At 60.9% G+C, this 22,714-nt stretch carries 15 protein-coding genes and 1 pseudogene; 9 read left to right on the top strand and 7 right to left on the bottom strand.

Going from position 1 to position 22,714, the window contains the following annotated elements; translation table 11 throughout:
- Positions 1-16: 16 nt before the first annotated feature.
- The 3 genes from CFT68_RS10325 to CFT68_RS10315 all read right to left on the bottom strand — a co-directional run bounded on the left by CFT68_RS10325 (position 17) and on the right by CFT68_RS10315 (position 4,515).
- The gene (locus tag CFT68_RS10325; protein WP_088843340.1) at positions 17-499 is read right to left on the bottom strand and encodes a hypothetical protein; all 483 of its coding nucleotides are present in this window, start codon (positions 497-499) and stop codon (positions 17-19) included.
- Positions 460-2,769 (bottom strand): xanthine dehydrogenase molybdopterin binding subunit, encoded by a 2,310-nt coding sequence (locus CFT68_RS10320; RefSeq protein ID WP_088843339.1) that lies wholly within the window; start codon positions 2,767-2,769, stop codon positions 460-462. The genes CFT68_RS10325 and CFT68_RS10320 overlap by 40 nt, the downstream gene beginning before the upstream one ends.
- Before the next feature lie 261 nt (positions 2,770-3,030).
- A complete protein-coding gene (locus CFT68_RS10315; protein ID WP_088843338.1) occupies positions 3,031-4,515 on the bottom strand; it encodes an FAD binding domain-containing protein in 1,485 nt (494 codons plus the stop codon).
- Positions 4,516-4,927: 412 nt separating this feature from the next.
- Here CFT68_RS10315 and CFT68_RS10310 point away from each other — a divergent pair, with 412 nt between their 5' ends.
- From CFT68_RS10310 to CFT68_RS10270, 9 genes and pseudogenes are all read left to right on the top strand, one after another.
- Positions 4,928-5,866, top strand: coding sequence for a hypothetical protein (locus CFT68_RS10310; protein ID WP_088843337.1), 939 nt, complete (start codon positions 4,928-4,930; stop codon positions 5,864-5,866).
- A gap of 356 nt (positions 5,867-6,222) precedes the next feature.
- Positions 6,223-7,422: a dienelactone hydrolase family protein gene (locus CFT68_RS10305; protein WP_088843336.1), complete on the top strand. Its 1,200-nt coding sequence runs from the start codon at positions 6,223-6,225 to the stop codon at positions 7,420-7,422.
- Positions 7,423-7,492: 70 nt separating this feature from the next.
- Positions 7,493-8,562: pseudogene (locus CFT68_RS22420) on the top strand (MJ1255/VC2487 family glycosyltransferase).
- Between the two features lie 266 nt (positions 8,563-8,828).
- Positions 8,829-10,835 carry a peptidylprolyl isomerase gene (locus CFT68_RS10295; protein WP_088843335.1) on the top strand — a complete coding sequence of 669 codons (2,007 nt, stop codon included), beginning with the start codon at positions 8,829-8,831 and terminating at the stop codon, positions 10,833-10,835.
- A 250-nt stretch (positions 10,836-11,085) separates the two neighbouring features.
- On the top strand, positions 11,086-13,524 hold the full coding sequence (gene ppsA / locus CFT68_RS10290; RefSeq protein ID WP_088843334.1) for a phosphoenolpyruvate synthase: 2,439 nt from the start codon (positions 11,086-11,088) through the stop codon (positions 13,522-13,524).
- 41 nt (positions 13,525-13,565) lie between these two features.
- The gene (locus CFT68_RS10285; protein WP_088843333.1) at positions 13,566-14,447 is read left to right on the top strand and encodes a universal stress protein; all 882 of its coding nucleotides are present in this window, start codon (positions 13,566-13,568) and stop codon (positions 14,445-14,447) included.
- Between the two features lie 57 nt (positions 14,448-14,504).
- The gene (locus tag CFT68_RS10280; RefSeq protein WP_088843332.1) at positions 14,505-15,260 is read left to right on the top strand and encodes an MlaE family ABC transporter permease; all 756 of its coding nucleotides are present in this window, start codon (positions 14,505-14,507) and stop codon (positions 15,258-15,260) included.
- An 84-nt stretch (positions 15,261-15,344) separates the two neighbouring features.
- A complete protein-coding gene (locus CFT68_RS10275) occupies positions 15,345-16,121 on the top strand; it encodes an ABC transporter ATP-binding protein (protein WP_245815336.1) in 777 nt (258 codons plus the stop codon).
- Positions 16,122-16,166: 45 nt separating this feature from the next.
- Entirely contained in the window at positions 16,167-17,153 is a 987-nt protein-coding gene (locus CFT68_RS10270; protein WP_088843330.1) for an MlaD family protein, read from the top strand.
- On the opposite strand, the gene CFT68_RS10265 is transcribed toward CFT68_RS10270, so the two are convergent.
- From CFT68_RS10265 to CFT68_RS10250, 4 genes are all read right to left on the bottom strand, one after another.
- Positions 17,150-19,807 carry a cation-translocating P-type ATPase gene (locus CFT68_RS10265; RefSeq protein WP_088843329.1) on the bottom strand — a complete coding sequence of 886 codons (2,658 nt, stop codon included), beginning with the start codon at positions 19,805-19,807 and terminating at the stop codon, positions 17,150-17,152. The two genes, CFT68_RS10270 and CFT68_RS10265, sit on opposite strands and share 4 nt — an antisense overlap.
- Before the next feature lie 147 nt (positions 19,808-19,954).
- A complete protein-coding gene (locus CFT68_RS10260; RefSeq protein ID WP_088843328.1) occupies positions 19,955-20,782 on the bottom strand; it encodes a universal stress protein in 828 nt (275 codons plus the stop codon).
- A 69-nt stretch (positions 20,783-20,851) separates the two neighbouring features.
- On the bottom strand, positions 20,852-21,031 hold the full coding sequence (locus CFT68_RS10255) for a hypothetical protein (protein ID WP_088843327.1): 180 nt from the start codon (positions 21,029-21,031) through the stop codon (positions 20,852-20,854).
- Between the two features lie 99 nt (positions 21,032-21,130).
- Positions 21,131-22,573 carry a BON domain-containing protein gene (locus CFT68_RS10250; RefSeq protein WP_088843326.1) on the bottom strand — a complete coding sequence of 481 codons (1,443 nt, stop codon included), beginning with the start codon at positions 22,571-22,573 and terminating at the stop codon, positions 21,131-21,133.
- Positions 22,574-22,714 lie beyond the last annotated feature (141 nt).

The following is a 22,714-nucleotide window of genomic DNA, read 5'->3' as shown; positions in this document are numbered from 1 at the left end:
ACTTGCAGGTGGCCGCTTATTGGCCCCAGGTGGCACTTAAGGCATAGTACACGGCCATCACGCCCGAAAATAAGGCGCTGACCAGAAACCGACGATCTGGCCGGAGCTTATTCTGAATGAAGTAGTTCACGGCCAACGACACGGGTACGTTGAGCAAAAACGAGCGCGCCGCCATCGGGAGCAGAGCCCACGTAATGGTATCCAGGTGTCCGGAGGCGAGGCGAATGAACACAAAGTGGCGCGCAATCCAGAGCGGGTTGAAGTAGGCCAGGGCCAGTGAAGCGCGCCGGAGCTGGGCCGTCCAGCCGGGGCGGTGCGGCACGCGGCGGTCAATCCAGCGGAAATAGGTGGGCACTTCCCAGGCGTAAACGGTGCCGGCCACTAAGGCCACGCCCAGCAGGCGGGACCAGGAAAAATCGTGTTGGAGCAGGGCGGCAGCAGTGTCGCCGGCGGCATAAATCAGGGCGCCACGGAGGTGGTTGCGGTAGTTGAAGTACAAACTGGGTGGGTAAGTGAAACGTCGGGGTACAGGCTGAGCAGTACCTTTTCGGGGGTGATAGGAGCAGAAAACGGGAGGGTGGCGCCGGGGCGGAAGTTGCGGATAGCGTCGCGCACGGCGAAATACGCCCCAATGCCATACATCAGGGGTGGCTCGCCCACAGCCTTGGAGCGCATGATGGCGTTCGGGTGGCCGGGAGTATCAAGGAAATGTACATCCAGCACTTTCGGGGCCGAATACAGATCGGGGATTTTGTAGCTGTTGAGGGAGTTGCTAAGCAGGCGGCCTTCGTCGTTGAACACAAGTTCTTCCAGCGTCATCCAGCCCATGCCTTGCACCACAGCGCCCTCAATCTGACCCCGGTCGATTTGGGGGTGGAGGCTTTGGCCGAAGTCGTGGGCAATCTGCACCGCATCAAAGGCATACGTGCCGCGCAGGCAATCTACGGTTACGGTAGTCAGGGCCGTACCATAGACGTGGTAGGCAAACGGGTGGCCCTGGTTGGTTTGGGCATCGAAATGAATGCCCGGCGTGGCATAATGGGCGTTTTCAGTGAGGCTCACGCGCTGCCAGTAAGCCGCCGAAACCAGCTTCTCCCAGGTCGTATCGGCAGGCGTGCCGGCGGCTAGTACCTGCTCGTCTTCGATGGTCAGGCCTTCGTAGTCCATCTTCAGCTCCGCGGAGGCCAGGCGCAACAGCCGCTCGCGTAGGGCCAGGCAGGCCATTTCGGTGGCTTTCCCGTTGAGGTCGGCGGTGGCACTGGCGGCTGAGGGGGAGGTGTTGGACACGCGGGTGGTGTTGGTGCTTTCTACCTTGATGCGCTCCGGCGAGATGCCCAGCGTGCGCGCCGCCACCAGCATAATTTTGGTGTTCACGCCCTGGCCCATTTCCACGGCGCCCGTGCTCACGCCTACCGAGCCATCGGTGTAGATGTGCACCAACGCCCTCGATTGGTTCATGGGTGTTTTGGTGAAGCTGATGCCAAAGCAAATCGGCATCACCGAGAGCCCCTTCTTGAATTGCTGATTCTGCTTGTTGAAGGCCTCTACTTCGGCCCGTAGGCCAGGCAGGTTGTAGAGGCTGGCGGCCGTGTCCCAGGCCTGCTCGGCGTAGCAGCCTTCGGCCAGCTGGCGGTAAGGCAGCACATCGCCTTCGCGCAGCAGATTGCGCCGCTGCAGCTCCGCCACGGGCACGCCCAGCCGCTCCGCCGCGCACGCCAGCGCCGACTCCATCACGAACATGCCTTGCGGCCCGCCAAAGCCCCGGAAAGCGGTGTTGGGCGGTAGGTTGGTGCGGCAACTGTAGGCCGTGGCCGCCACGTTTGGGATGAAATAGCTGTTAGTGGCGTGGAACAACGTGCGCTCCAGCACGGCCGGCGAAAGGTCGGCGGCGGCACCAGCATTCTGGTAGAACGTCGCCTCGTAGGCCACCAGCTTCAGGTTCTCATCGAAGCCGATTTTGAAGTCGGAAGAGTAGGGGTGGCGCTTGCCGGTCATGCGCATGTCGGCCATGCGGTCGAGCACCAGCTTTACTGGCCTACGCACTACAAAGGCGCCCAGCGCAGCCAGCGCGCCCCAGGTAGTGGCCTGGTCTTCCTTGCCGCCAAACCCCCCGCCGAGGCGCGTTACATCCACTTCTACCTGGTGCATGCCCACGCCCAGCACCCGCGCCGTATGGCGCTGCACGGCCGTGGGCCCCTGGGTGGAGGACACGATGCGCACCCCGCCCATTTCCGTTGGGAAGGCGTAGGCGCCCTGCGTTTCGATGTACAAATGCTCCTGTCCGCCCGATTCGGCTACGCCTTCAAACACGTGCGCGCACTGCGCCCAGGCCGCCTGCGTGTCGCCGATCTGGAACGTGCGCGGCGGCACAATCAGCTCGTTCTGGGCAGCGGCTACGCGCGGGTCGGTGATGATGGGCAGTGGCGAAACTTCTACCCGCACATGGCGCAGCGCCGCCTGGGCCTGATGGTCGGTTTCGGCCAGCACCAGCGCCACGGGCTGGCCCCGAAAATGCACATGGCCCTCGGCCAGCAGCGGTTCATCGGGCACAATACCGCCAATCTGATTTTCGCCGGGAATGTCAGCAGCCGTAAGCACGCGTATCACGCCGGGCTGATCCAGTGCGGCCTCAAAATCAATGGAAAGTAGCTTGCCATGCGCCACCGGCGACTCTACCACGGCGGCGTACAACGTGCCTTGTTGCACCAGAATATCGTCGAGGTACTGAGATTCGCCGCGCACGTGGCGGGCCGGGTCGAGGTGATTCATGACAAGGAAAGTAACGCGCAGCTTCCTGCTTCGCGGATTATATGACGACTGGCCTAGGCCAGATGGATGCGTTTGGTAAGGCTGTTCCAGACCATTAAAAGACCGTCATGCTGAGCGCAGTCGAAGCATCTCTACCTCTGACTAACCAACTGGCCTAGCAACGAAGCGGGAGAGATGCTTCGGCTGCGCTCAGCATGACGTTCTGGTAAAGCGGTAGAGAGGCTTCGGCGGCGCTCAGCAGGACGGTTCTTTTTTGCTTCTCTACAGCAACTCAGCCATGGTCAGGCGCTCCGGGAAGAACTGCAGGAAGTGCGCTGCCAGCAGCTGCCGCAATAGTAAGCGCTTGTACTGCTCGGTGCCACGCACATCACTGATCGGACTGGTTTCCTGCTGCGCCAGCTCCAGTGCACCACGCACGGTTTCAACACTGATTACCTGGCCTACCAGAAACTCCGCCGTGCGGGGCAGCACTAGCGGAATGGGGCCTACGCCGCCCGCTGATAGACGCGCTGCCTGCACTAGGCCACCTTCTACCCGCAGCCACGCCGCCGAGTTTACGCTAGCAATGTCCAGGTGCGTCCGTTTCGAGACCTTCTCGAAGTTGAAGTAATCTGTCGTCAGCGGAGCAGGCAAGCTAATGTCCAGTACCTGCTCGTCGGCAGTTTTGGTGAGCTTCTTATAGCCGGCATACAGCTCCTGCAACGGCAGCTCCCGGCGCTGGCCTAGGGCCGTGTCTTCCAGCGTAATGCTGGCGCCGAGGGCCAGAAACAGGATGGTTAGGTCGCCGATGGGGGAGGCGTTGATGAAGTTGCCGGCCACGGTGCCCATGTTGCGGATGGGTGTGCTCGATACCAGCTTTAGGTACTGCGGCAGGCGCGGCAGCAGCTCCCGCATCACCTCCGACTCCAGCAACTCCTGGGCCGTGGTGGCGGCCCCTAGTATAATCTGGTTTCCCTCTTGCCGGATGCCGCGGCGCTCGGCTTGCCCGTACACCAGATGCACCGGCATCTCGCGCAGCTGCTCGGGTCGCTGCACCAGCAAATCGGTGCCGCCGCCCAGCACTTGGGCGCGGGCTGCCGTGGCCGCGTCTAGGCCAGTACCAGCAGCGGAGTGGCCATTTTGCGCTACCTGCCCGCCGGCTGCGGCGGTGTTGGCGGCGTTATGCAGAGCCGTAAGCTTAGCCGGAATATCCTGGAAATAAGTAGGTACAAAGCCCTGCGCTGCCAGCCAGCTCACGGGTTGCTCCGTAGGCCTATCGGCAAGCTGCTCCTGCAAGGCCGCCGCCGCCCGCTCCAGCGACTTATACCCCGTGCAGCGGCAGATATTACCATCAATGGAAGCCAGTGCCGCGCCCGGCTGCGTAGTTTTCTGACTGAGCGAGTGGCCCGTCAACGACATCACGAAGCCCACCGTGCAGAAGCCGCACTGCGAGCCACCTTCCGCCACAATAGCCTGCTGCACCGGCGTGAGCGTGCCCCGTGCCGCATTAATGCCCTCCACCGTCACCACATGGCGGCCGTGAGCATTGCCCAGCGGCGTCAGGCACGAGGTCATAGACTGGTAGGCCACCGTTTTGCCATCGGGTTGCAGCTCTCCTACCAGCACCGTGCAGGCGCCGCAGTCGCCCTCGCGGCATCCTATTTTGGTGCCCGTCAGGTGGCGGTTGTAGCGCACGAAATCGAGCAGCGTGCTGCCGGCCGGCTGGCTGGTGCGGATGAGCTGATCGTTGAGGTAAAACTGAAGCATGAGCAAGGCGGAAATCAGAAGCGGAAGGGAAAGTTACGGCTTTCCGATGTCTCGGCGTAACAATTCGGTAACATAGGCTGCACAGAGCCAGTATCACTTCGGGCCGAACATGGAAACTAGGTATCCTCGAAATGACAGGCTGAGAAAGCTGCACTGGCTCTAGGTTCTGTGGGCTGGGGGCTGGGTTCTCGCCACGCAGAGCTCAGTACCGGTGTAGGTTATGAAATATAAGCTACAAACCACTGCTAAAGCAATGCTTGGCGACGGTCCTCGTTTTGGAAGAAGCGGGCAAACGGTAAAAAACTCCGGCTAGACCTGCGGTGTACTCCCTCTGCTTTGCCTACTTTCGGCCCGGTTTTCGCCAATTGCTCTGGCGGTGGCCTAGGCCAGTTCTTCCCTCGTTTCGCTCCCTATGAAAGCATTTTCCTCTCTGCGCCCGGTGGCGGCGCTGGCCCTGATGGGTGGCCTACTGGCTACTGCCTCCTGCACCGCGCCCCGCGCCATCGTCAGCACCGGTAAAGTCACGCCTAAAGGCGAGTTCAAAGTAGGCGGCAACTTCGCGTTCAATGTGGCCACTGAAACCGTCAGCAAAACCGGCTCTGCGCTCCTCACAGCGGCCCGCGAAACGGCTAAAAAGGACACCGTTCAGTACAACCAGACCATCGAGAAGCTGCAGGTGGCGGCCCTGGCCTACGTGCTCGACCCCGTGCGGCCCTCCTCGGATTTGTATGTGCGCTATGGCGTGATAGACCGCCTGGATGTGGGCTACAAGTACGCCTTCGGGTCACACGTATTCGATGCCATGTACCAGTTCATGGGCCCTACCGGAACACCGGAAAGCCCTGGGCGGCAGGCGGGAGCTACGTATGCTAGCATTGGGCTGCAGTATGCCACGCAGCGCGCCAAGCTGCCCAGCATTCCGTTCCTGGATAACATCAATAATGTGCTGGGCTTTAAGGCTACGCGCCACGATTTGATTGTGCCGCTGGTGTTCAGCCAGTCGTTTGGGCCGGAGGAAGAAAACGGCGCCATTTCCTACGGCGTGATGTATGCCCACAGCTTCCTGAGCTACGGTTTTCAGCCCGAAAACCTTTACAACGGCCCCGGCAGCGGCTCCATCAACGACAAGATTCCGAGCCTCACCGTTTCCAAACAAAACTTCTCATCCTACGGCGGCTTCGTGAACCTGAAGCTGGGCTACCGCTACGTGTATGTTATTCCGGCCCTGTCGGTGTACTACCAGAACTACGGCGACTACCAACTGCTCAACAACAAAACGGCTTCCCTCAAAGGCCTCACCTTCATCCCGAGCTTGGGCCTGCAGTTCCGCATTCCTACCGGCAGCCGTTAGGCCAAATGATGATGGACAAACCCGCCAGTTATTTCACTCAATAGCTGGCGGGTTTATATTTAAATGGTCCGGTAACTTAACCTGTATTGTATTTTCTAGCAGGGTAATTATTTGGTATGCAAAAGTTTGTGTTGATTCTCTTTATGAATGTGCGAGTAGGCCACTGTAGCAAGTAAGGGCAAGGTATTCCTGTCAAGAAAATATATCAACAGTACCTTGTAAAGCAAGGTACTGTTGATATATTGCATCCCATAGCTCAACGGGATTATGGGCTATAGACCACTAGGAGGGTTTGCCATGAGCCTTTGGAGTGGTCGGTATCCTTGGTGTTCTAATTATCTATTCAAACTATTCTGATGAAACTCCTCAAACTATTTGCATTGCCTGTTATTGGCTTGCTAGGCCTATTTGCTGGCCCAAATGCTCAGGCTCAAACCCAAACCTACGGTCAGCTCTTGGAGGATGCTGCTCGCCACTTAGGGCAAAAGAACTACTGCGAGGCTACTACGGCATTTAAACGTGCCTTAACAGATAGTACCCAGGTAGGGCCCTTCGACCTGTATGCTGGTGCAGGTGCGGCCGCTAACTGTCCTGGCCAGCAGGGGCAGGCGTTGCGCTGGCTGCTGCAGCTAACCCGCCAAGCCAACGTGCCCATTACTGCCCGCGACGTAGACAATATGGCGCAGGACGAGAGCTTCAGCAGTTTGCATGGCTTTGCGGAGTGGAGTCGCTTTCTGGCCGGTATGCGCCAAGTGGCTGCCCGCCGTACCACTGAAGCGCAACATGCGGCCGCCGAGTGGCGGCGCAACGCGCTGAATCAAGCACTTCCTGTGCCTACTAAGAAAGGCCGCTATGCAGCTGTCTCTCCCGGATTTGCTCTGTATCACGCCCCAGTGGATACCGTGCAGGTTCCGTACCTGGTGTATGTGCCCAACTCCTACCAGCCCACGCGCCCCGCGGCGCTACTGGTTTACCTGCACGGTGGTGTTGCGAGTACCACCCAGTTTCAGGCCTCTGACCCAGGGGTAGCTCAGGAACCTGTTTTTGCCGCTGCCGCCGAGCAACATGCGCTGGTGCTATACCCCTTTGGCCGTCAATCGTTCGGGTGGTTGGAGCAGCGGGCAGCGCTAGACAACGTGCGCACCATGGTAGAGCAGGTAAAACAGCGCTACCACATTGATTCCCGCCGCGTGTACCTGGGGGGTATGTCGAACGGCGGCACGGCGGCGTTCTGGTATGCCTGCCAATCGCCGGCGGGCTTTGCGGGCTTCTTCGCTCTCTCAGCTCTTCCGGTTAGTGCTTTAGGCCCTTTGAACTTTATGCAGTTGCGCCGAGGTGCATCGTTTTACTCGCTGCACGCCCAGGATGACCAGGTAGTTGCTTATCAGGAGGTGCAAGCCATCTATGCACAACACCAAGAGCAAGCCCGGCAGTGGCACTTCGAGACGCTGCCCACGGGCGGCCACGCGTTTTTATATGGTCCGGAAGGGGCTACTGCTTTGCGGGAACTGCTCACCCGCATGATGAGGAAGCCAGGTTCGGGGCAAGTACAGTAGCTTCGCCGCCAATTGGGAGGCCCACGCGGCATAGGCTATCTGCTCAATACGAAAGTCTGTTAGCAAGAATATGAACATACTCTATGGAGTGCCCGGCGAAGGGCTAGGCCACGCCACCCGCAGTAAAGTGGTAATTGCGCACCTGCTGGAGCAGGGCCACCAAGTGTGCGTGGTAAGCAGCGCCCGGGCCTTTCAGATGCTGGCCAGCAACTTTCCGGGGCGCGTGCACGAGATTCGAGGGTTTCACCTGGCCTACCGGCAGCTTACGGTTTCGAAGCTGCGTACGGCGGCCCTGACGCTGCGTACAGCCCCCGAAAACCTGGTCGTGAACTTCCGTAAATACCGGGAGTTGCTCTGCGACTTCGAGCCCGATCTGGTGATTTCCGACTTCGAGTCGTTCAGCTACTTCTTCGCCAAGTGGAAGCGGCTGCCTATCATCAGTATTGATAACATGCAGATTATCAGTCGGGCGAAGCTGGATATAGTGGTGCCCGCTGCCGAGCGCGGCAACCTGACCGTAGCCCGCGAGCTGGTGCGCGCCAAGCTGCCCCGCGCTCAGCACTACCTGGTTTCGACGTTTTTCGAGCTGCCTGTCATCAAGGAGCGCACTACGCTGGTGCGCCCATCATCCGGCCCGAGATTCTGCGCGCCCAGCCCACCGTAGGCCAGCACGTGCTCGTGTATCAGTCGGCCACCACCCAAAAGGATTTGGTGCCGCTGCTGCAAAGCATGCCGGGGCAGGAGTTTCGAGTGTATGGCTTCAATAAGGAGGGAAACCACGGCAATGTGCAGCTAAAGGCTTTCAGCGAACAGGGCTTTATTGATGATCTGGCCAGCGCCCGCGCGGTAATTACCAATGGGGGCTTTTCGCTGATCAGCGAGGCCGTGTACCTGCGCAAGCCGGTGTGCGCCGTGCCTATTCCGGCGCAGTTCGAGCAGTTCCTGAACGCCGCCGAAATCGAGAAGTTGGGCTACGGCCGCCACTTCAGCGCCATCACCGCCGACAACCTCAAGGCCTTTCTCTATGATCTGGATGGGTTCAAGGAAGACCTAGGCCACTATCAGCAGCACGGGAATGAGGTATTGTTTGCCCGGCTCAGGGAGGTGTTGGAGGAGGTGGCTACGGAGGCTGTTCGCTAGCCTTCCTGGTTGCTGATACGATAGTAGAACAAGACCGTCCTGCTGAGTCCAGTCGAAGCACTTGGCGCATGAAACCCACCCCAATCCCTCCTCTCCGGGAGAGGGGCTCAGGTTACTTTGGCAATGTCATTTGTGTACTCGTCGTGATGCCAACTTAAGCCCCTGAGGGGTTAGGGTGGGGTTCCCGTCAGGCCAGGGGTAGCGCCCATACTTCTTTTCAAAGATGCCCGCGGCTACCTCACCTGAAACCTGTATTTTGGCTGACCATGAACCACCTGACCCTCTGCCGCGCGGCCGTCACGGCCGCCGTCACCGGCAGCGCCCTGCTGCTGGCCTGTACTGCCACTCCGCCGGCCGCTACTGTTTCCACTGCCCCCAACAAGTTCGCCCAGGACGCCACGCTGCGGCAGATTGCCACTGCCCAGGATGAGCGCAACGCCGCGGCCCTGCTACCCTTCCTGGAAAGCCCCGAGGCCAACTACCGGCGCGAAGCAGCCCTGGCCTTTGCCTCCGTGCAAAGCAAAACAGCCACTAGTGCGCTCCTAGGCCACCTTCAGGACCCCGATGCTGCCGTGCGCCAGGCCGCTGCCTACGCCCTGGGCCAGACCGCCGACTCTACCGCCGAAGCGGCGCTGGCCCAGCGCTTCCCGCAGGAGCCTGACCCTGCCGCCCGGCGCGCTGAGCTGGAGGCTTTGGGCCGCTGCACCTCCCGCCCTGGCCTAGCCGCCCTGGTGCGGCTGCCCGCCGCTCTGGCCACCGATACGGCCGCGCTCAGTGGGCAGGCCTGGGGCCTCTACCGGGCCGGCTTGCGCGGTATCACCTCGGAGCCTGCTGTGGCCCGGCTGGTTCAGCTGCTAGGCCCCTCGAACCCGTATAGTGCCCGGCTTTCTGCCGCCAATGCCCTGGCCCGCACCCGCGCCCTCAACCTGACGCCCTATGCAACGGCCATCGGGGCAGCGGCGCAGCAGGATACCCACTATGCGGTGCGCAGTGCAGCGGCCTCAGCACTGGGTAAAGCCACGCAGGCCCCCAGCGTACCTGGCCTACTGGCCACGCTGGCCCGCCGCGACCCCGACTACCGCGTGCGGGTGAGTGCCTTGCGCTCTATGAACGCCGCCATGTATGCACCCGTGAAAGAGGCGGCCTGGGCAGCCCTCACCGATGCCAACGCCCAGGTGGCGCTATCGGCCGCCGAATTTTTCCTGACGCACGCTACCCAGGAGCCGGGCTCCTTGTTCCTTGCGAAGGCCGAGAAGCTGACGCAATGGCGAGTGCGTGCTACTTTGCTGGCCGCTGCCCTCCGCCAGGAAGGGCCGGAGCGGACTACCATCCGGAGCGCGGTGCAGGCCCGCTATGCTGCCTCCACCGACCCGTATGAGAAAGGCTACCTGCTGAAAGCACTAGGCGAAGATCCGGCCGCGTACGACTTCGTGCAGCAGGCCACGTTTGCGCCTAATCAGCCAGTAGTGATAGGGACATATGGTATGGAGGCGCTGGTAGCTATGCGTAACCAAGCCGATTTTCCGGCTGCCCAGCAGGCCGAGTTTGCCCTCACGTTGCGCCGTGGCGTGCTCAGCCAGGATGTGGCTCTCATGGGTATTGCCGCCGAAGCCATCCGAGACCCCAAGTTAGGCCTACGCAAGTTGCTGCCGAACGCAGACTTCTTGGTGCAGGCCCGCGACCGGCTCACCATGCCCCGCGACCTGGAGGCCTGGCAGTCGTTGCAGCAAACCATTGACTTTCTGCAGAACCGTCCGGCAGCGGCCGTGCCGGTAGCTACGGCCGCCACGCACCCTATTGATTGGGGCCTCGTGGCAAATTTGCCCGCTGCCCAGCAGGCCGTAGTGCACACCGCCAAGGGTGATATTGTATTTCAATTGCTGGTAGAAGAAGCGCCGGGCTCGGTGGCCAGCTTCGTGGAGCTTACGCGCCAAGGCTTCTACAATGGCCGCAACTTCCACCGGGTGGTGCCCAACTTTGTGGCCCAGGGCGGCTGCCCGCGCGGCGACGGCTGGGGCAGCTCCGACTACAACCTGCGCTCTGAGCTAGGCCCCCGGCAGTACGGCGAAGGCGCCGTAGGCCTTGCCTCGGCGGGCAAAGACACCGAAAGCTGTCAGTGGTTCATCACCCACGCGCCCACCCCACACCTCGATGGCCGCTACACCATTTTCGCGCAGGTGGTAAGCGGTATGGATGTGGTGAGCCGTTTGGATATCGGTGATCGAATTGACCGAATTGAGTTGGTGGCCGCCCCCATGAGTACCCGGAAATAGACGAACGGCTGAGCCGATTTAAGGACTAAAAAAAGCCAGACATGCGGTGCGTGTCTGGCTTTTTGCTTAACGGAGCATTAAGCTGAGTGATAAGATGATATGATGCCTTTATATGACGAAAGTCATACCCCTGTAGGTCAGTAGTCATTATATAGGGAAAGTGAACGGGCCAACTTTGGAGCGCTGCAAGACCGCGTGATTATTGGCCCGGCGGTATCTGTTTCTTCCCACCGCATTTCCTCCTGTTTATATGGCACACAATACTTACATCCGGTTTTTTCGGGAGCTTACCAACGATAAAGTGGCGCTGGTAGGCGGGAAAAATGCCTCTTTGGGCGAGATGTTCAACCGCCTGATGCCGCAGGGAATCAACGTGCCCGATGGGTTTGCCACCACAGCCGATGCGTACTGGCTGTTCCTGGATGAAAATAACCTGCGCGAGCCGCTCACAACATTGCTGGCTAGCCTGGATCAGCAGGAGTTTACTAACCTGCCCGAAGTAGGCACCCAGGCGCGGGCCCTGCTGGCTGGCGCCCACCTGCCTGCCGCCGTAGCCGCCGAAATCAGGCAGGCCTACAAGGAGCTAAGCGCCGAGTACACGCACGCCACGCAGGTAGCGGTGCGCAGCAGCGCCACGGCCGAGGACCTGCCCACCGCCAGCTTTGCCGGCCAGCACGATTCGTTTCTGAATGTGCGGGGCGAGGAAGCCGTGTTGCAGGCCTGCCAGAAGTGCTACGTTTCGCTGTTCAACGACCGCGCCATTAAGTACCGCATCCAGAATGGCTTCGAGCACCTGCGCGTGGCCCTCTCGGTGGGTGTGCAGACGATGGTGCGCTCCGATCTGGCATCGGCTGGCGTGGCGTTTACCATCGAGCCCGAAACCGGCCACGACAACCTGATTTACCTCACGGGCAGCTGGGGCCTGGGCGAAAACGTGGTGCAGGGTGCCGTAAACCCCGATGAGTTCTACTTATTCAAGCCCGCCCTGCGCGATGGACACCGGGCCCTGGTGACCAAAAAGCTCGGCGACAAGGCCAAAACTATGCACTACGGCCAGCGTCCCGATGGCTCTACCGGCATTCATAACACCGATACGCCCTCGGATAAGCGCGCCACCTTCGTGCTCTCAGATGCTGAGGCCGAACAGCTCGGCCGCTGGTGCCTCCAGATTGAGGAGCACTACGGCATGCCCATGGATATTGAGTGGGCCAAAGATGGGCTGACTAACGTGCTCTACATTGTGCAAGCCCGCCCCGAAACCATCCACCACGGCACCAAAGCCCTGCGCCTGCACGAGTATCACCTCACGGAGCGCGGGCCGGTGCTAGCCACGGGCAAGGCTGTAGGCCAGCAAATCGTGACGGGAGTAGCGCGCCTCATTGCCTCGCCCTCGGAAGGGCACCGGCTGCAGCCCGGCGAAATCCTCGTGACCGATATCACCAGCCCCGACTGGAACGCCGTGCTGCGGAAGGCCTCCGTCATTGTGACCAACAAGGGCGGGCGCACGAGCCACGCGGCTATTGTGGCGCGCGAGCTAGGCCTCTCAGCAGTGGTAGGCACGCTCGATGCCACCGAGAAAATCAAGGATGGGCAGCAGATTACCGTTTCCTGCGCCGAGGGCGACGAAGGACAGATATTCGAAGGCCAGCTGGCCTGGCAGGAAATCGACCTGGACCTGGCCAGCGTGCCCGAGCCGCACACCAAGGCGCTGCTTATTCTCGCCGACCCTGGGCGGGCGTTGCAGTTGGCTCGCTACCCCAGCCAGGGCGTGGGCCTGATGCGCATGGAGTTTGTGGTCAGCAATACCATTCGGGTGCACCCAATGGCGCTAGTGGCCTACGGAGCCCTGCAGGATGAGCAGGCCCGCCAGGAAATCGATGCCCTCACCGCTAACTACGACAACAAGCCCGAATACTTCATCGACCACTTGGCCCAGGCCATTGGGTTTGTGGCCGCTGCCTTCTTCCCGCGCGAAGTGATTGTGCGCCTCAGCGACTTCAAAACCAACGAATACGCCAACCTATTGGGCGGGAAGCAGTTCGAGCCCACCGAAGAAAACCCGATGCTGGGTTTCCGGGGCGCCAGCCGCTACTACAGTCCGCAGTACCGCGAGGGGTTCCGGCTAGAGTGCGAGGCCCTGAAGCGCGTGCGCCTCGGCATGGGCCTGACCAACGTGAAGGTGATGGTGCCCTTCTGTCGCACCGTGGCCGAAGGCCGGAAGGTGGTGGCCCTGATGGAAGAATTTGGCCTGAAGCGCGGCGAGAGTGGCCTAGAGGTGTACGTGATGGCCGAAATCCCCAGCAACGTGCTGCTGGCCCAGGAGTTTGCGCAGGTCTTCGATGGATTTTCCATCGGCTCCAACGACCTCACCCAGCTCACCCTCGGCATCGACCGGGATTCGGCCATTATCAGTGAGCTGTTTGATGAGCGCAACGAAGCGGTGCTGCAGCTGCTGGCGCAGGTAATCCGGACGGCCAAAGTCTGCGGTAGGCCTATCGGGCTGTGCGGGCAGGCCCCCAGCGACTACCCCGAGTTTGCGCAGTTTCTGGTGGAGCAGGGCATAAGCTCCATTTCCTTCACTCCCGATGGCCTGCTGAAGGGCCTCGCAAATATGGTGCAGGCAGAGCAGGCGCTGGCCAACAAGCACCCCGAGCCAGAAGCGCAGCTGGGGCAGCCCCAACCGGCCTAGCAAGCACAAATGACATTTCCTCCACCTGATTTCCTTTGCTCATGAAGCCTTCGTTTCTGGTTGTAACTGACCTGAGTGCCCGCTCCCAGCGTGCCACGTATCTGGCCGCGCTGCTGGCCTCGGCAGTAGGAGGGCAGCTGGTACTGCTGCACCCCGAAGTACTGCCGATGCTGGAGCCGGAGCTGGGCATGGTGACCGTTCCGGCAGAGTATTTTGAGCAGCAGCGGCAGGATGATGCCCAGGCCCTGCGCGAGCTGGTCCGGCAGCTGCCCGCGCCAGCCATTGTGGAAAGCCTGCAGGGGAGCCTCGGGGAGGTGTTGGAAAACCTGATTGTACGGTGGCAGCCCCGGCTGCTGGTACTAGCGCTGGCCGCCGAGCACGACGTGCTGGATGAGCTGCTGATAAACCAGGCCCTGCCGGCTCTCCGCGATACCGGCCTACCGCTGCTGCTGGTGCCCGAAAATGCCGCCCAGGACCCCGTAATGCCCCGCGTGGTAGCCGTAGCGGCCGATGGCGAAGAGTTCCGGCTGAGTACTGCCGCGCAGGCCCTGGTGCCGATTCTGGCCGAATGGACTACGGACTACTGCATCATTCATGTGGCTACTCCCGACGAAGAATCTGCCGATGGGAGTAGGCACGCCGAAGCTACCGTGCGCCATAGCGGGCTGCTGCCTTCGCCGCCCCGCACGTATCAGGTACGCTACCAGCCCCGCAGCGCTGGTATTGTGCAGGCCGCCCAGGATGTACAGGCCGAGCTGCTGGTAATGCCGGTTCGGCCGCGCACCTTCCTGAGCAGCATTTTCGGGTGCGGCGTGGCCGCCGAAGTGGTGCGCGCCAGCCCCATACCCGTGCTACTACTGCCCACCGTGCCGCTCCCGACTGATAAACCGGACCCCGAAAACGTGGATGGCCTGATTTATTAGCCTGACTGCTGCGCTAGGCCTGTTTGCTCCTCCTTTTCTTGCTGTGGTATATCCTCCATGAACAGTTCACTCCTCGTAGAAACCGGTGCCATCACCAGCTTTACCGGCCGCTTTTTTCGGGAAGGCTTCCGGCCGCGCTACGAGGTGCAGGAGCTGCTGTATCAGTGCTACGTCATTGGGTATCAGTCGCTGCCGCTGGTGGGTATCACGGGCTTTATCATGGGCATCGTGCTCACGCTGCAAAGCCGGCCCACCATGGCGCAGTTTGGGGCCGAGTCCTGGATTCCGACAATGGTCGGCCTCACGATTGTGCGCGAAATGGGTCCCATCATCACGGCCCTGATTTTTGCGGGCAAAATCGGGTCCAGCATCGGGGCCGAGCTGGGCTCCATGCGCGTAACGGAGCAGATTGATGCCATGGAAGTCTCGGGCACCAATCCGTTTAAGTATCTGGTGGTTACGCGGGTGCTGGCCACCACGCTCATGCTGCCCGTGCTCACCGTCATAGCCGATGCCATTGCCCTGTTTGCCTCCTACGTGGGCATCAACCTGAGCGGCGTCACTACGCTGGCCTTGTTCACCAACAACATCATTTCCAGCCTGGCCTTCGGCGATGTGGTGCCGGCCGTCATCAAAACCTACTTCTTCGGCTTCGCGGTGGGCATTATTGGCTGCTACAAAGGCTATACCTCCGATAAGGGCACCGAAGGCGTGGGCCGCGCGGCCAACTCAGCCGTGGTCATCTCCTCCCTGGTCATCTTCCTGCTCGATCTGCTGGCCGTGCAGATAACCGGCATCCTAGGCCTGAATTAAGTTGCCGGTTTCCAGTTTCAGTATCGTTTTATCTACAACTCTCAAATCCTACCTCTCAACCGGCAACTCACAACTGATAACATAATGCTTCCCGAACCGACTTCTGCGCCTGCTGCCGGCCCCACTGTTGCTCCCGAAATGGTGCTTTCGGTGGAGCACGTGAGCAAGTCGTTCGGCGATAACCATGTGCTGCAGGACTTTTCCCTGGCGCTGCACCGCGGCGAGAACGTGGTGGTGCTGGGCAAGTCCGGCTCCGGCAAATCAGTCCTGATCAAGTGCATCATTGGTCTGCTGCCCGTAGATGCGGGCACCGTCAGGGTGCTAGGCCAGGATGTATCGGCGCTAGGCCACTCTGAGCTGGATTTGCTGCGGGCCAAAGTGGGGTTTCTGTTTCAGAGTAATGCCCTCTACGACTCCATGACGGTGCGCGAAAATCTGCTGTTTCCGTTGCGGCGGCACTGGTTGGCACACCGCCGCGACGAGGAAGATGAGTTGGTAGGCCAGGTGCTGGAAGATGTAGGCCTGGCGCACACCGCTGATATGATGCCCGCCGAGCTATCAGGCGGGATGCGCAAGCGTATTGCCCTGGCCCGCACCCTCATTCTGCGGCCCGAAATTCTGCTTTACGATGAGCCTACCACTGGCCTAGACCCCGTAACGGCCCGCGAAATAGACGAGCTGATCCGGGAGGTGCAGCAGAAATACAACGCCTCGGCCCTCATCATCTCCCACGATATGAACTGCGTGCGCCTCACCGCCGACCGCGTGGCCCTGCTGGTGCAGGGCCGCTGCTACGCCGAGGGCACCTACCAGCAATTGGAGCAGCGCGATGACCCGAGTATTCATGAGTTTTTTGCCTGAGGCAGCCAATTGCTGTCAGGCCTACTTCTTTCAAACCCCATCGTTATGACCCAACGCAGCGCCGGTAATAATATTCGGCTGGGCTTGTTTGTGCTGGTGGGCATGGCTTGCCTGATGGCGATTCTGTTTCTGCTGGGGCGGAAGCAGAACCTGTTCAGCTCCTCTTTGCAGGTGCAGGCCGATTTCCGGAACGTCTCGGGGTTGCTGAAGGGCAACAATGTGCGCCTGGCAGGTATTCCGGTGGGTACCGTGCGCGATATCCGCATCCTCAACGACAGCACCGTGCGCGTAGTCATGAACCTAAACCGCGACGTGCAGCCGTTTGTGAAAAAGAACGCTATTGCCTCCATCGGCACCGATGGGCTGGTGGGCAACACTATTGTGAACCTGACGGCTGCCGCCACGCCGGCGCCCTCCATAGAGCCCGGCGACGTGCTGCCTACCAAAGTGCCCGTGTCGTTGGAAGGCATGCTGGGTACACTGAATGTATCCAGCAAAAACCTTATCGGCATCACCCAGGATCTGCGCCAGATAACGCAAAAGCTCAATGGGAGTGAGGCGCTCTGGGCGCTGCTGGATGATAAGGACATGGCTGGCAATCTGCGCCAGACCATGGGCCACGCGGCGCGGGCCACTGCCGAGCTGGAGCAGTCTTCACGGGAGCTGCATCAGCTCACGAAGGGCATCGGGCAGGGGCGGGGCCCGGCGGGCTATTTGCTTACGGATACGGCCTTTGCCGGCCAGCTAGGCCACGCCACGCGCCAGCTCGCCGGTACTTCCGATACGCTAGCCCGCACCGTGGCCCACCTGAAACGGCAGGTAAGCACCGGCGCCGGCCCACTCAACACGCTCCTCACCGATACTACCTTCAGCCGCCAGATGCGCCAGAGCATGCGCCACGTGGAGGAAGGTACGGCCGGCTTCAACCAAACCATGACGGCCCTGCAGCACAACTTTCTGGTGCGCGGCTACCTCAAGCGTCAGCAGAAACGTCAGGCCCGCGCTGCCCATGATACTGCCGTAGCCCGCTAGGCCACTCGTTGCCACCGGCTCAGGCAGTACCCCAGCAGCTGGCCCAGCACCAGTACGGCCACAGCCGGCACCACTATCAGCAACAATTCGAAGAAGTGCAGCGGCGCTATGCCCAGCAGTTCTCGGAGCGCAGGCAGGAAATACGTGAGCAGCAGCAGGCCACTGCACAGGGCCAGCGCTAGCCACACATAGCGGTTGCGCAGCACGTCGTTGTCGCGGAGGGGGGTGCTGATGCTGGCCATATTGAACACGTGCAGCAACTGCGAGGCCGCTAGGCCATAGAACAGGATGTTGTTGCCGACTTCAGCCGAGAGGCCATAGAGGTGGTGGCCTACATAGAAGCTGCCCAGCAGCGCTACCGTCATCAGGGCTGCGTAGGCGGTGGCCAGTCGCCAGTCGCCGGGGCGCATCACGGGGGCCTGGGGGTCGCGGGGCGGGTGCTGCATCACGTGCGAACTTCCTTTGCCAACCCCCAGCGCCAGGGCCGGAAATACATCCGTAAGCAGGTTCAAAAACAGAATCTGGAGCGGCAATAGGCCCAGGCCGTGGCCCAGCAGGCCCGCCGCCGTCACTACCAGTATCTCGCTCAGGTTGCAGGAAACCAAGTACAGCACAAACCGACGAATGTTGCTGAAGATGATGCGCCCCTGCTCCACTGCCACCACTATGGAGGCAAAGGAGTCGTCGCGCAACACCAGGGCGGCGGCTTCGCTGGCCACCTGCGTACCCCGCAGGCCCATAGCCACCCCAATATCGGCCTTCTTCAGGGCCGGAGCGTCGTTTACGCCGTCGCCCGTCATGGCTACTATGTGGCCATGTTGCTGGTACAGGCTAATCAGGTCGAGCTTTTGGGCCGGACTCACGCGTGCAAATACCGCGGCCTTCCGCAACTGCTCTAGGCCCTCGTTGTTGGCTTGTGCTAACAGCTCGGCGAGTTGCGCACCCGTAACGGCGGTTTGGTCTTCGCTAGTCGTCAGATGCACTTGGCGGGCCACCGTCAGGGCCGTGGCCGGATGGTCGCCGGTTACCATAATCACCCGGATGCCTGCTTGCCGGCACGCGTCCAGGGCCGGAATTACTTCGGGGCGCGGCGGATCCAGAAAAGCCACCAGGCCTAGCCATATCAGCTCGTGGGCCCAGTCGGGTTGTTCTTCTGCCGCCAGCCCGCGGTAGGCCAGGGCCAGCGTGCGTAGGCCACGCTGGGCCAGCTCCTCGGCGTGGCGCAGCCACAAGGCGTGTTCCGAAGGCTCAAAGGCGTGGTTTCCCTCGGCGGTCTGTATGAAGGTGCAATGGGCCAGAACTTCCTCGGCGGCACCTTTCACGGCTACCCAGGCCTGCCTGTGGTCGTGATGATGCAGGGTAGCCATCAGGCGCGTATCGGAGTTGAAAGGCTGCTCGGCCAGGCGGCGGGCCTTGGCCTGCACGGCCGGCACATCGAAGCGGCTGGAGTGGGCCAAAGAGAGCAACGCCACTTCCAGTGGGTCGCCGAGGGCGGCATCCAGGTTCTCGGGCGAGAAAGTGGCATTGTTGCAAAGCACGGCCACGTGTAGCAGCTGTTGGTAGGCGGTACTGCGCAAAAGATCCGGCGCAATTTCGGTTTCGCCGGGCGTAAATTCTACCCGCCCTTCCGGCAGCCATACCGTATGCACCGCCATCTGGTTTTGCGTGAGCGTGCCGGTTTTATCCGTGAAAATAACGTCGGTGCCGCCCAAGGTTTCTACGGCCGCGAGGCGCTTCACCAGCACGTTGCGCCGGGCCAGGCGCAGCATGCCGTAGGCCAAGGCGAGCGTGGCCACAATCGACATGCCCTCCGGAATTGCGGCTACGGCCAGCACAATGGCCGTTTTGATCAGCAGATACGCCGACTTGCCTTCCAGCAAACCCGCCACCACAAACAGCGCTGCCAGGCCTATCGTGATGATGACCAGCTGCCGGGCCAAGCGGTTGAGCTTAGCTTCCAGCGGCGTGGCGGTGTGCTGGGCCTGCTGCACCAGCTCCGTAATAGTACCCAGCTGGGTGCCGCTGCCCACCCCCGTCACGAAGGCGCGACCGGTACCATTCACCACGGCGGTGCCCTTAAATAGGCGGTTTACTTGTTCGGCCAGCGGCACGGTTTCCGCGGGCGGCTCACTCAGTAGCGCTTTGCTTACGGGCATCGATTCGCCGGTGAGGGCCGATTCGTTGACCTGGAGCTGCTGGGCCTCAAACAGCTCTGCATCGGCGGCTACTACCTCGCCGGCTTCTACCAGCAGCACGTCGCCGATAGTTACTTGATCGGAAGGTATAGCCTTCACCTGTCCGTTGCGGAGTACGCGCGCCGGGCTGATGCCCATACGCCGCAGGGCCGTCATGGAGGTTTGGGCATTCCATTCCAGCCAGAACCCAATGATGGCATTGAGCACGATAACGGCCAGAATAGCGTAACCCTCGGCCTGCTCCTGAAAGGCAAATGAAAAGACGGCCGCCGCGCCCAATACTGCAACTATCAGGCTCCGAAACTGCCGCAGCCACACCCGCCACGCGCTTTCCTGAACGGCCGTTTCTACAGAGTTGGGACCATACTGCAGGAGCCGTTTCTGCGCCTCCGCCTCGCTGAGCCCGCTGCTGCCTGAAGAAGCCGTAGCTGCCGATGTAGATTCGGTAGGGATAAGCATAGCGTCGGTTAACAATCAGGTAAGCAGTAAGATGAAGGTACTCTATTGTAGGCTCCTAGGCCAGGGCTACAGCAAGTGCGCCGGCCACCCATCCTGTTTCAGCAGAAACGATGGGGAACCGGCGCACCACAATAATGACGGCAGGCGCTAGTCCTGCGAGGGCAGCAAAAGAACCGGAATGGCGCTTTCGCTGATGAGCTGGGCCGTTACGCTCCGATGAAACAGGCTACTCAGCAGGTTATGCCGGCGGGCCACCACAATCAACATGTCGGCGTTTAGCTCGCCGGCGGCTTGCTGAATGCCCTGCGCAGGACGTAGGCCAGGTACCACCACTACTTGCTCCCGCGTGAGCGTATCGCCCAAGCCGGCCCCGCGTACCATCCGCACCAGCTGCTCGGGGTCGTGGTCCTGCTCCAGCTTATTGGCCACATGAATAATATGCAGGGTGCCCTTCGTGCTTGCCAGCAGGTGCTGCACTATGTACTGATTTTCGTAGAGGGTAAACGGCTCGCCATCTATGGCCAAAGCCAGCCGGCGCGGCGGAAATGAATCCCAGCCTACAGTAGGCACAATCAGGAGCGGATAGGGTACGCGCCGCAGTAGGTCTAGCGCCGCGCTGGTTACCACCTCTTCCGGCGTGGTAGAGGTGCCAGGGCGGCCAAGCACCAATAGCTCCGGGTGGTGATGGTGCACGGCCTCTGCTACTGCATCGGGCAGAAATTCATCCGAAACCTCCACCTGAGCTGGTACCGGCTGATTTTTGGCCAGCTTATGCAGCGCCTGCTTTGTGTGGCGCTCATCCAATGGGCCTTCGTGGTGCCTGGCGTAGCTATCGAGCGAGAGCAGCCCATCGTGGCGTACGTGCAGCAGCACCAGGTGGGCCTGCAGAGGCAGCGCCAGGCCGGCAGCGTAGGAAAGGGCGCGGTTGGAGACTGCGAAGAAATCGGTGAGGACAACAAGAGCAGGAGTAGGCATGGCAGAGAAGGAATAAAGTCGGAGAATGGATGGGCAGCCGGCGCGTAGGCCACCTGTGCAGCTACTGGCTTAGCAATAGCCGGGGTAGGCCTGACTGTTGCGGGCGCGGCCTTCTTCTTCCGTCAGCGTGTCACGGCTAAAGTCATAGTCAGTCGGGAGCATACCACTCAGGCGGCGGGCCAAACGACCCGGTGTGGCCGCCGGAACCGGGTAGCGCGTGTAGGTGCGGGAAGAGGTGGGCTGGTACATGGCCGGTAAGGACGTTGAACACCCCAAGGCCCCCGTGAAACCTGCCCCGCCAGACCGGGCATGGGAGAGATGCAGCCGGCGGAGCAGGTAGGACGGAGCTCAGGAGTGAGTAGGATGTAGATGGTTGTTTACTTCGCGGGCGCCACATACTATGGCTTCGGTGGCGGCCTGCTGGCGTTCCAGACGAGAATCTACCGTGCCGGTAAGCGTCACGCGGCCCTTGCGCACCGTCAGGTCAATCTCCTGGTTGTGCAGCAGCGCCGACCAATAGTAGCGGTTGCGCAGGCGCTGTTCCAGCACTTGGTCGGGGTCGAGGCTGGCCGGGGGCGTGGTGGTTTTGCTACTGATAGAGGCCGCTTTAGTCAATACAACCTCGCGGGAAGCCCCCACCTGTGTCCAGTTGATCAGCTCTACCACCCCCAGCACGCTCGAGGCCAGATCGGCGGCCCGCTGCTGGTCGTAGTGGGAGCAAACGGTGCCGTACAGGTGCGCCTTGCCGTTGCTCACGTTCACCCGGAAGTTGTACTGGCCTACGTAGGCATCGGCCGCCAGCACTGCCCGGATATGCTGCTTGATGCTGGCATCGGGGGAGGGAAGGTAGATGCGCACCAGCAGCAGGTTGTGCACCTCCCGTACGCCCACCACGTTGTAAGCATCCTGCTCGGCGGCTTGCCGGGCGCGCAGATTACTCACGGTGCCTGCCAGCGTAACCACGCCTTCGCGCACATGCACAATAGGGTTGAACGCGCGCACGCGCGGATCGTGGCTGAGAATATCGCGCACGGCCTGGGCCACTTCTTCGTCGGCCTTGACGGTGAACTGCTGGCGGCGCAAGGTTTTTTCCATGGCCCACTGCGCCACAAACAGGTTGCTCGCATCTACCTGCGTAGCTCCTACCAGATACGCGGTGGCCACCACCCGGTCGTGCTCGGTGGGGGTGCCTACGGTGCCGGTCAGGGTAACCACGCCCTGGTTTACCTGAATGGTAATCAGGTCGGGCTTTACACGAATATCCCATTCCAGCAGCTCCAGGAGCTGGGTCTTAATTTCCTTGTCGGAATTGGTCACGTCCTCGTCGCGGGTGTTGAGGCGTTTCTCGATTTCGCGTACGCCGCGCACGCTCTTCAGCACCTGCAGCACCAACTGCTGCTCCGCCCACGATTGAAGCGTGCCTTCCACCGTCACGCGGCCTTCGCAAGCCTGGCAGCGCACGTTATACTCCCGGGTGGCAGGGTCCTGCTTCAGGGCCTGCTCCACGCTGTGCAGCAGCTCCTCGTCCGGAATATCAGGAGTCCGGATTTCAAGCTCGTTGATGACGCCGCGCACGCCGCGCACGGCTTTGGCCATTTCCTCGGCCCGTTCTCGCGAAAGCAGGCAACTCGTGAAACCAGTCAGCTCCACAATACCTTCGTGGGTCCGCACATCAATGAGTTGGGAAGTCACCCCTTTCTGCAGCAGAAACAGCAGTTCAATAGCGTCCGTGATGTCGGTGTCCGCCAAGCGGTCATCGGTAGTAGAAATGGTAGCAGACTGGGGGCTCATGGCATGCGTAGTTTATGCCCGGCACAGCGCGTGGCCGGGCAGTTTACATAAGCAAGGTAGATGCCCACCCGAAGGATAGGAATGAGGAATATTAACTGCAGTTGCTGACTTATATCATGTTTAAATAACAGATATTCTGTT

The organism is Hymenobacter gelipurpurascens, from assembly GCF_900187375.1.
Classification (GTDB): domain Bacteria; phylum Bacteroidota; class Bacteroidia; order Cytophagales; family Hymenobacteraceae; genus Hymenobacter; species Hymenobacter gelipurpurascens.
The sequence above is the reverse complement of the archived record's forward strand: the minus strand, read 5'-3'. Positions and strand labels throughout refer to the sequence as shown.